Source organism: Streptomyces sp. NPDC101165, from assembly GCF_044768135.1.
Classification (GTDB): Bacteria; Actinomycetota; Actinomycetes; order Streptomycetales; family Streptomycetaceae; genus Streptomyces.
In genome coordinates, this window is record NZ_JBIWPG010000001.1 from 804,928 (window position 1) to 813,446 (window position 8,519).

General features: G+C 69.2%; 5 protein-coding genes. All 5 read left to right on the forward strand.

Annotated features, from left to right (window positions below; genetic code table 11):
• Positions 1 to 149: 149 nt before the first annotated feature.
• The 5 genes from ACIRVH_RS03505 to ACIRVH_RS03525 all read left to right on the forward strand — a co-directional run bounded on the left by ACIRVH_RS03505 (position 150) and on the right by ACIRVH_RS03525 (position 8,393).
• Positions 150 to 2,027 (forward strand): discoidin domain-containing protein, encoded by a 1,878-nt coding sequence (locus ACIRVH_RS03505; RefSeq protein WP_403947764.1) that lies wholly within the window; start codon positions 150 to 152, stop codon positions 2,025 to 2,027.
• A gap of 54 nt (positions 2,028 to 2,081) precedes the next feature.
• Positions 2,082 to 4,007 (forward strand): DUF262 domain-containing protein, encoded by a 1,926-nt coding sequence (locus tag ACIRVH_RS03510; protein ID WP_403947766.1) that lies wholly within the window; start codon positions 2,082 to 2,084, stop codon positions 4,005 to 4,007.
• 383 nt (positions 4,008 to 4,390) lie between these two features.
• On the forward strand, positions 4,391 to 6,799 hold the full coding sequence (locus tag ACIRVH_RS03515; protein WP_403947767.1) for an NACHT domain-containing protein: 2,409 nt from the start codon (positions 4,391 to 4,393) through the stop codon (positions 6,797 to 6,799).
• Positions 6,800 to 7,024: 225 nt separating this feature from the next.
• Entirely contained in the window at positions 7,025 to 7,624 is a 600-nt protein-coding gene (locus tag ACIRVH_RS03520; RefSeq protein ID WP_403947768.1) for a hypothetical protein, read from the forward strand.
• Positions 7,625 to 7,676: 52 nt separating this feature from the next.
• Entirely contained in the window at positions 7,677 to 8,393 is a 717-nt protein-coding gene (locus tag ACIRVH_RS03525; RefSeq protein ID WP_403947823.1) for a YcnI family protein, read from the forward strand.
• Positions 8,394 to 8,519: the final 126 nt, after the last annotated feature.

The window sequence follows — 8,519 nt, forward strand, 5'->3', positions numbered from 1 at the left end:
CACGGGTGCGGGAGCCCGTGGCCACTGGCCCGCCCTCTGCGGGTAGATGTCATGAACGCAACAAATACACGCCAAGTGTGCGAGAAGCACGACGAGCACTCGGAGCACGACGAGCACGACGAGCACATCCACCCCACAAGGAGAGCCGTATGCCGTCCCGTACCCCCCGCACCCTGCTCGCCACGATCGCCGCAGCGGCGCTGCTGGCCGCCTCCGGCCCGCTCCTGGCCGCCCCCGCCCACGCCGCCGCGGCCGCCGTCTCCTGGGACACCGACCGCGCGGCCGCCGCCCACGCCGTGAACCCGGCCGCGGTCACCGCCTCCGGCAGCGAGAACGCCGGCCTCACCCCAGACCTCGCCGCCGACGGCAACGGCGCCACCCGCTGGTCCAGCAACTTCGCCGACGACGCCTGGATCCGCGTCGACCTCGGCTCGACGATCCGCGTCGACCGTGTCGTCCTCGACTGGGAGGTCGCCTACGGCAAGCGCTACGTCCTGGAGGTCTCGAAGAACGGCACGGACTGGACCCCCTTCTACACCGAGACCGCGGGCACCGGCGGCTCCGTCACCGCCCACACCTACCCGCAGGAGGTCACCGGCCGCTACGTCCGCCTGCGCGGCCTGGAACGCGCCACCCCCTATGGCTACTCGCTGTGGAGCTTCAAGGTCTACGGCGGAGAACCCGCTCCGGCGTCCACGACCCGCACCAACCTCGCGCTGAACCACCCGGCGTACTCGAACTACTACCAGCACGCGGGAAACTCGCCGTCCTTCGTCACGGACGGCGGCTGGCCGTCAGACCTGAAGGGAGACCTGACCCGCTGGTCGAGCGACTGGAACGCGGACCGCTGGGTGGCGGTGGACCTGGGGGCGCAGTCGACGATCGACACGGTGGACCTGTACTGGGAGTCGGCCTACGCCGTCGACTACCTCCTCCAGGTGTCCGACGACAACCGCACCTGGCGCACGGTCTACGAGCCCTCCTCCGCCGACATCGCCGCCCGCCGCGCCGACGTCAGATCGCCGTCCGAAGCGGCAGGCCTGCACGACACGGTGAGGCTGCCTTCCCCCGTGACCGCCCGCTACGTCCGGATGCTCGGCAAGGAACGCCGCTCCTTCTACAACCCCGCCCCCGCCACGGCCCAGTTCGGCTACTCGCTCTACGAGTTCCAGGTCTGGGGCACCGGCGGCAGCGCCTCAGCCGCCTATCCGGGGTTGCCGGCCGACCAGCCGGGCACGTACCGCACCACCTTCTTCGACGACTTCACGGGCGCCTCCCTCGACCGGTCGAAGTGGCGGGTGGTGCGCACCGGCACGGAGATGGGCCCGGTCAACGGCGAGTCCCAGGCGTACGCCGACTCGACGGACAACGTCCGTACGGAGAAAGAAGAGTTGATCCTCCGGGCGAAGTACTGCAAGGGATGCACCCAGGCGGGCGGCGGCACCTACGACTTCACCTCGGGCCGCATCGACACCCACACCCACGTCGACTTCACGTACGGCAAGGTCAGCGCCCGCATGAAGCTGCCGGTCGGCGACGGCTTCTGGCCCGCCTTCTGGCTGCTCGGCAGCAACGTGGACGACCCTTCCGTCTCCTGGCCGGCCTCCGGCGAGACCGACATCATGGAGAACATCGGCTACGGCGACTGGACCAGCTCGGCCCTGCACGGCCCGGGCTACTCGGCGGACGGCAACATCGGCGCCCGCCAGGCGTACCCGGGCGGCGGCACGGCGGACCAGTGGCACACGTACGCGGTCGAATGGACCCCGACGGCGATGCGCTTCTATGTCGACGACCGCCTCGTCCAGGAGACGACCCGCAACGTCCTCGAGTCGACCCGCGGCCAGTGGGTCTACGACCACGACCAGTACGTGATCCTCAACCTAGCCCTGGGCGGCGCGTATCCGGCGGGCTGGAACAAGGTGACCAGTCCCTACTGGGGGTTGCCGCAGTCGAGTGTGGACCGGGTTGCGGGCGGGGGAGTGCAGGCTGAGGTGGATTGGGTGCGGGTGGAGCAGAAGGGGTAGTCGTCACTCCGACAGCGGATCCGGCAACGGATGCCGAAAGCAGTTGGGGGCAGCGTGGGACTGGCGAACGAGAAGATCATCTCCCAGGTGGAGGACCTGCTGCTCGGCAGGGTGGTGATCCCCTCCATTCAGCGGGACTTCGTCTGGATGAGACCGGATGTGCGAGACCTCTTCGACTCGCTCTACCGGGGCTATCCCGTCGGCGCGCTGCTGCTGTGGAAGACCAACCTCGCTGTCCCCTTCAAAACCGCCTCCGTCGTCCAGACGGCCAAGTACGCACACCAGCCCCTCTATTTACTGGACGGGCAGCAACGGCTGACCTCCCTCGCCTGGGTGTACCGTCCGGCGTCCAAGGCCGACGGACGGCTCATCGACCTGCGCTTCGACGTGCGCACCGAGGAGTTCGTCAACCCGAGCGCCGTGCAGCGCAAGGACGAACTGCTGATCCCGGTGTCGACACTGTTGCAGGAGAACGTGCAGTTCTACCAAGTCCTGCTGAAGGCAGGTGTGCCGATCGGCGACCCGAACTTCGACACATGGACTCAGCGCCTGCAGAAGGTGAACAACATCCGGCATCACCAGATCGCCGTCATCACCTACGAGTCGGACGACTACGAAGAGGTCGCCGAGCTCTTCGCCCGGCTCAACAAAGGCGGCCGACGGCTCTCCAAGGGGGATCTCGTCTACAGCGCCATCGCGGCTCGTTGGTCCGACGGCCTGGCAACCATGGACGCCTTCCACGAGGAACTGCAGGACAGCAACTTCCCCCTCAACCGCGAAGCCGTCCTGCGCCTCATGAGCCTTCTGGCGGGAACAGGCGCGCACCACATCAAGCTCATCGGGGCGCAGATCGACGAAGTCGCGCTGAAGGAGGCCTGGCAGGCAACCGAGAGGGCCCTGCGCTTCGCCATCGACTTCCTCAAGAGCGAGTGCTCGATCCCGCGGTCCGAGGTCCTGTCGTCCCCGAACGTCACCATCACGCCTGCCCTGCTGCTGCATCACCGGGACGGAAAACTGCAGCCCGGTGAGGCTCAGCTTCTGCGTCGCTGGGTGTACACGGCCATGGCGTTCAGCCACTACTCGCTGCAGGTCGAGGGCAAGCTCGACGCGGAGGCCAGGCTGATCAGGGCGCGTGCGGGACAGGGCCTGTTCGCGGAGCTGATCCGCAGGGCCTCCGGCCCACGGTCACTGGACAGTGCCCTCCACCCCAGGGACCTGGAGCAGAAGTACTCCACGCATCCCTTCTTCAAGCTGCTCTACATCGCCGCGCTCCGCGGCACGGCCCGGGACTGGGCAACCAACATCGCCATCAGCGACCAGCCGATGACCAGCGGTTCCAAGATCGAGTTTCACCATGTCTTCCCCCGCGCCCGGGTCCAGGGCACCTACGCGAAGGAGGAATGGAACAGCCTCGCCAACCTGGCCTTCGTCACAGGCCAGACCAACAAGATGATCTCCTCCAGACTGCCTGATCAGTACATGGCGGACATCGCGCCGGAGCGCCTGGCCGAGCAGTGGATCCCTGACGACCCCGAGGTGCGGTCCCTGGACCGTTTCCCCGAGTTCCTGGCCGCACGCAGGCGCGCGCTGGCCAACGTCCTCAACCGGCTGCTGGGCCTGCCCGTCCATGACGGCCAAGCCGCTCCCCGCGACGCCGACGAACTGCCCGCCGACGAGGAGGTGATCGCGGAGGAACGGACGGCTCCGGCCCTCATCGGGGCACGGGTGCGGGAGCTCCGCACGGAACTGGGTGTCGAAGTGCACGTGGTCTACGAAAGCCGGCGCGTCAACGGCTTCTACGACCCGGCATCCCGAACCGTCACCATTCCCTCCGGCCCCGGCCGAGGCGAATACGAGACACCCAGCGGAGCAGCGGTCGCCGTGGTGAGAGCCCTCAACCCGCACGTCAGTCCGCAACGCAACGGCTGGTCCTTTTGGACCGTGACGGCCACGGGGCAGCTGCTGCAGAGCATTCGGTAGGTCTGTCTGCCGTCTCTTTGCGACGCGTGTCCCTGGCGTGGAGCGTCGATGCCGTGTACGCCTGGGTTCTGTACGGGTGCCGCACGGTGACGTCGGGGCACGCATGTCCGCTCCGGACCCTCTTCCTGCCCGGCCGTCCGCGAGCAGCCGCCCTCGGAGTGGCACGGGGCGGCTGCTCTCCGGCGGCCGAGAGACGGTCCTGGAAAAACGCTGATATTCCGCCGTCGCGGGCCGCGGTCCGACACCATGTCGATATGGCAGATGCGGGGGCGTCCGGACGGGGGCGTGTCGGTCGGTGGTACTGGGCGTTGGCGATGGGCGGGGCATGCGCCGCGTTGCTCCTGGCCTACGTGGGGAAACTGGGCGTCATATCGATGCTGAGCGTGACACTGCCCACTCTGGCCCCCTTGTACCTGTCCTGGAAGGCGTTCCAGCACGACCGGCTCGACGCCGGGCGGGCGAGCGACATGGAGTCCGCGGCCCGCGATCTGGCCGACCTCGTGCGGCTCCAGTGGGAAGCCGAGACGCAGGCCCGTGGCTTGGACGGCTTTGCTCCGATGCCGGTCACCTGGGCCTCCGCGGACTTCGACTTCGTCCACGACTGGTCGGATCTGCGGTCCACCGCGGCCGAGTGGCCCGGCGGTTGCCCCGGGAACCCCGACGACTGGCCGGCCACGGCCGCCGGCCTGGCCGGCCGTGACGGCGACATCGGGGATGTGTTCAGCGTCAGGACACCAGCGCGGCGGCTGCTCCTCCTCGGGGAACCCGGAGCGGGCAAGACGACGCTCCTGAACCGCCTTCTGCTGCATATGCTCGAATGCAGAGACGCGGCCCCCGAGGAACGTGTTCCGGTACTCTTCAACCTCGGCTCCTGGCATCAAGGTGACACCAATCTGGCACACTTGATGCTCCGTCAGCTCCGTCAGCGCTATCCCGGACTGACCGCACCTCCACCGGCCGGTCCCGCGACGCACGGCGCCGCCGACCTGGCCGAGGCGCTGATCAAGGGGCAGCGCATCTTGCCGATCCTCGACGGCTTCGACGAGTTGCCGGTCGGCCTGCGTGCCAAGGTGCTGGCCGCTGTCAACGACGAGCCTTGGATCACCGCCCCGCTGGTGCTCTCCAGCCGCCTCGCGGAGTTCCGCGAGGCCGTTCACGCCGCGGACGTCGCCATCGGTGTGTACGGGGCGGCGGGAATCAGCATTCTGCCCATGGGCGCAGGTGACGCGGCCAGGTACCTCCGAGGGAGGCCCGGCACCGCGGAGGCACGGCGCTGGGAGCCGGTAGTGGCCGAACTCGGCACGCAAAGTCCCGTCGGGCAGGCCCTGAGCACCCCGTTGGGCCTGTTTCTCGCGCGCAGGTTCTACCGCTCCTCCCTGGAACCGGGCTATCCGGGCCGCACCCTGCCGCCGGACCCGGCGGGACTCTGCCGGGACGGCCGGTTCCGCACGAGGGAAGAGGTGGACGAGCACCTGCTCGGGAGCTTCCTCCCCAGCGTGTACGGAACCGACGCCCCGCAGGCACACCGAGTCCTGACCCGGATCGCCCAGCATCTGGAGTACGACCGGGGCGGTGCTCCCGACATCGCCTGGTGGAAGCTGAGGTCCCTCCTGCCGGCGCGCCGGGCGGCGCGTATCGTCGCCGTCTTCCTGGGTGGTGCCGTCCTGACGACGGCCACGGTCACCGCCGGCGCGACGTCGTCGCTGACTTACGGGGCGCAGGGCGACATCCTCTACTGCGTCTCTCTGGGCCTGTATTTCGGGCTCCTGACCGCACTGACCGTCGCCGGGGCCCGCCCGGCCCTGGTGGCGACCGCGTGCGCCCTGGTGACGCTCGTCGCACCCTCCGGCGACGCCCCGGTCCTGTGGACGTGCGGCGACCTCGCCGGCATCGCGATCGTCGTCTTCCTGGGCTTCCAGGCCCTCCGCCGGACGGCGGCGAGGTTCCGGTCACTGGGGGCCGCGCGGATCCTGGCCCTGGGGCTGACCGGCGCACTGATCGGTGCGATGACGCAGGGGGTGCTCACATTCCTCGTAGTCACCATCCAGCCGATGGACTCGGCCAACTCTCTTACCGTGACCGGCGAGGCACTCGAGAGCGGAGCCAGGCTGGGACTCTTCCTGGGCCTCTCCTACGCCGCCCGTGTCAGCCTGAGGGAAGTGGCCGCGGTACCCGGCGGACGTCTGGCCTGGGCATGGAGCCGGTCCGGTTGTCTTGCGGCGCTGCTGCTCAGTCTGGTGCTCACGGTCATCGCCGCGTGTGTGAGCGCGGCGATGCCGTTGCAGTGGGGAGCAGACGCCTCCGCATGGACGGTGATCGCCGCGATCGGCTTGTCCATCGCCCTGGTCACCGGGCTCGCCGGCGGCATCGGTTTCGGTCTGTCCGTCCAGACGCCCGATCTGGCCACGGTGGTGGGACCCGAAACCGTCCTGCGCCAAGACCGCGAGGTGACCGCCACAATGACACTGATGACCGGTGGCGTCTTCCTGGTGGTCTTCGGCCTGTCGGTCGCACCCCTCACCCTGACCGGCGGTTCCGGCATCTTCAGCGTGGCGACGTTCGCCTTTCTCTACGCCCTGCTGGGGGCCATGCTGGGCGCCCTGCGGCAGACCTCGTACATCCTCTTCGTCCTCACGCAAAGCCACCTCGCCCGGTACGAGGGATTCCCGCCCGACCTCATGACCTTCCTCGACGACGCCCGAGGCCGAGGCATTCTGCGCCAGGTGGGACCCGTCCACCAGTTTCGTCATATCGATCTGCAACGTCATCTCGCCCGCCAGCCGCGGAGGTGAGCAGGCCGCCTGACGGACGAACAGAGCCCATTGCCGGTCGGCTCCCTGACCAGGGACCGTCTCCGTCGGAGCCTTCGTGGCATGGCCCATCGATCCCGCGCTGAGGCCTCTGGGCCGGCCGCCCAGCAGGTCCCGTGCATAGGCGTCCACGTCACATGCGCATGGATGTCTTGAACAGGCCATCGCCGTCCCACGTATCCCCCCACCGTGGGAAGATCCCTCACCATGACCGCATCCCCGGCAGTAAGGAGCCTGCGCGCCGCCGTGTTCGCCGCGGTGTGTGTGCTGCTCGCTGCCGCCGGGCACGGACTGGCCATGGGGGACATGCCGCCCCTGTGGGCCGACGCCGGTGCCTTCCTGGGTGTCTTCGCGGTCGGTTGGACGCTCGGTGGGCGGGAGCGGTCGCTGCCCGGCATCGGTACGGCCATGCTCCTCACCCAGGCGGGTCTGCACGTCGCCTTCGATGCGGCGCACCGGAGCGGTGGCGCCGGATCCGCGCACGCCATGCGCATGGCGTCGATGCCGGGTCACTCCATGGTGGCGATGCACGCCCACTCGACGGCCCACGCCACCGCCGCCCACCTCCTCGCCGCCCTCGTCGCCTCCTGGTGGCTGCGGCGCGGCGAGGTCGCGCTGTGGGCGCTGCTGCGGCGTGCGGTCGCGTTCGTGCCGGGGCTTGTCGCCTGGTGGCGGGGTGCCCCGCTGCCCGCTCCCGCCCGGCGCATCCTGTGTCTTCCCGCCGGCCCCGAGCCGGCCCGTCGGCCGACGCTGCGGCACGCCGTCAGCCGGCGCGGACCCCCGGCCCCGATCCCGTACCCGAGCTGACCGATCAACACCCCTCAGTCGTACGGAGATCCACTCACCCATGTCCAAGCACATGACCTCGACACGCACCACCCTGCGCCGCGCCGCGGCCGTCACCGCCCTCGCCGCCGCCGGAGTGCTCGCCGCGGCCGGTGTCGCTTCCGCGCATGTCACCGTCCACCCGGAGAGTTACGCCAAGGGAGCCACGGACGGCCTGCTCACCTTCCGTGTGCCCAACGAGGAGGACAGCGCGAGCACCACCAAGGTGCAGGTCTTCCTGCCCACCGACCACCCCGTGCTCGGTGTGCTGGTCCACCCGCAGGACGGCTGGACCGCCAAGGTGACCACCACCAAGCTCAAGACGCCGGTCAAGACCGATGACGGCACCATCAACGAGGCGGTCTCCGCGATCACCTGGACCGGCGGGAAGATCGGTGCCGGACAGTACGAGGACTTCGACGTCGCCTTCGGCCAGCTGCCGGACAACACCGACCAGTTGACCTTCAAGACGCTGCAGACCTACTCCGACGGAAAGACCGTCCGCTGGATCGAGGAGGCCGCGGCGGGCGGGGACGAGCCGGAGAACCCCGCCCCCGTTCTCAAGCTCACGGCCGGTGGGGAGAAGACGACGCCGGCCGCTTCGAAGAGCGGCTCGGGCAGCGCGTCGAAGGCCGCTGACTCGAGCGACTCCACAGCCCGTGGCCTCGGCGTCGCCGGGCTGGTGGTCGGCGTGCTCGGGCTCGTCGCCGCCGCGTTCGCGATCGTGCGGGGTCGGTCCGCACGCTCCTGATTGCGTACGCCGAAGGGCCCGGACCGGCGAGGGCGCTTTCTAGGGGTCATTGCAACAGGTGGTTGTGTTGATCAGGCCGCGAGCAGTTTATGCAGGCGCTCGGCTGGGGTTTCCCAGCCGAGCGTT

Coding starts and splice junctions, on each gene's coding strand:
- ACIRVH_RS03505 (WP_403947764.1), top strand. CDS start 150: ATGCCGTCCCGTACCCCCCGCACCCTGCTCGCCACGATCGCCGCAGCG.
- ACIRVH_RS03520 (WP_403947768.1), top strand. CDS start 7,025: ATGACCGCATCCCCGGCAGTAAGGAGCCTGCGCGCCGCCGTGTTCGCC.
- ACIRVH_RS03525 (WP_403947823.1), top strand. CDS start 7,677: ATGACCTCGACACGCACCACCCTGCGCCGCGCCGCGGCCGTCACCGCC.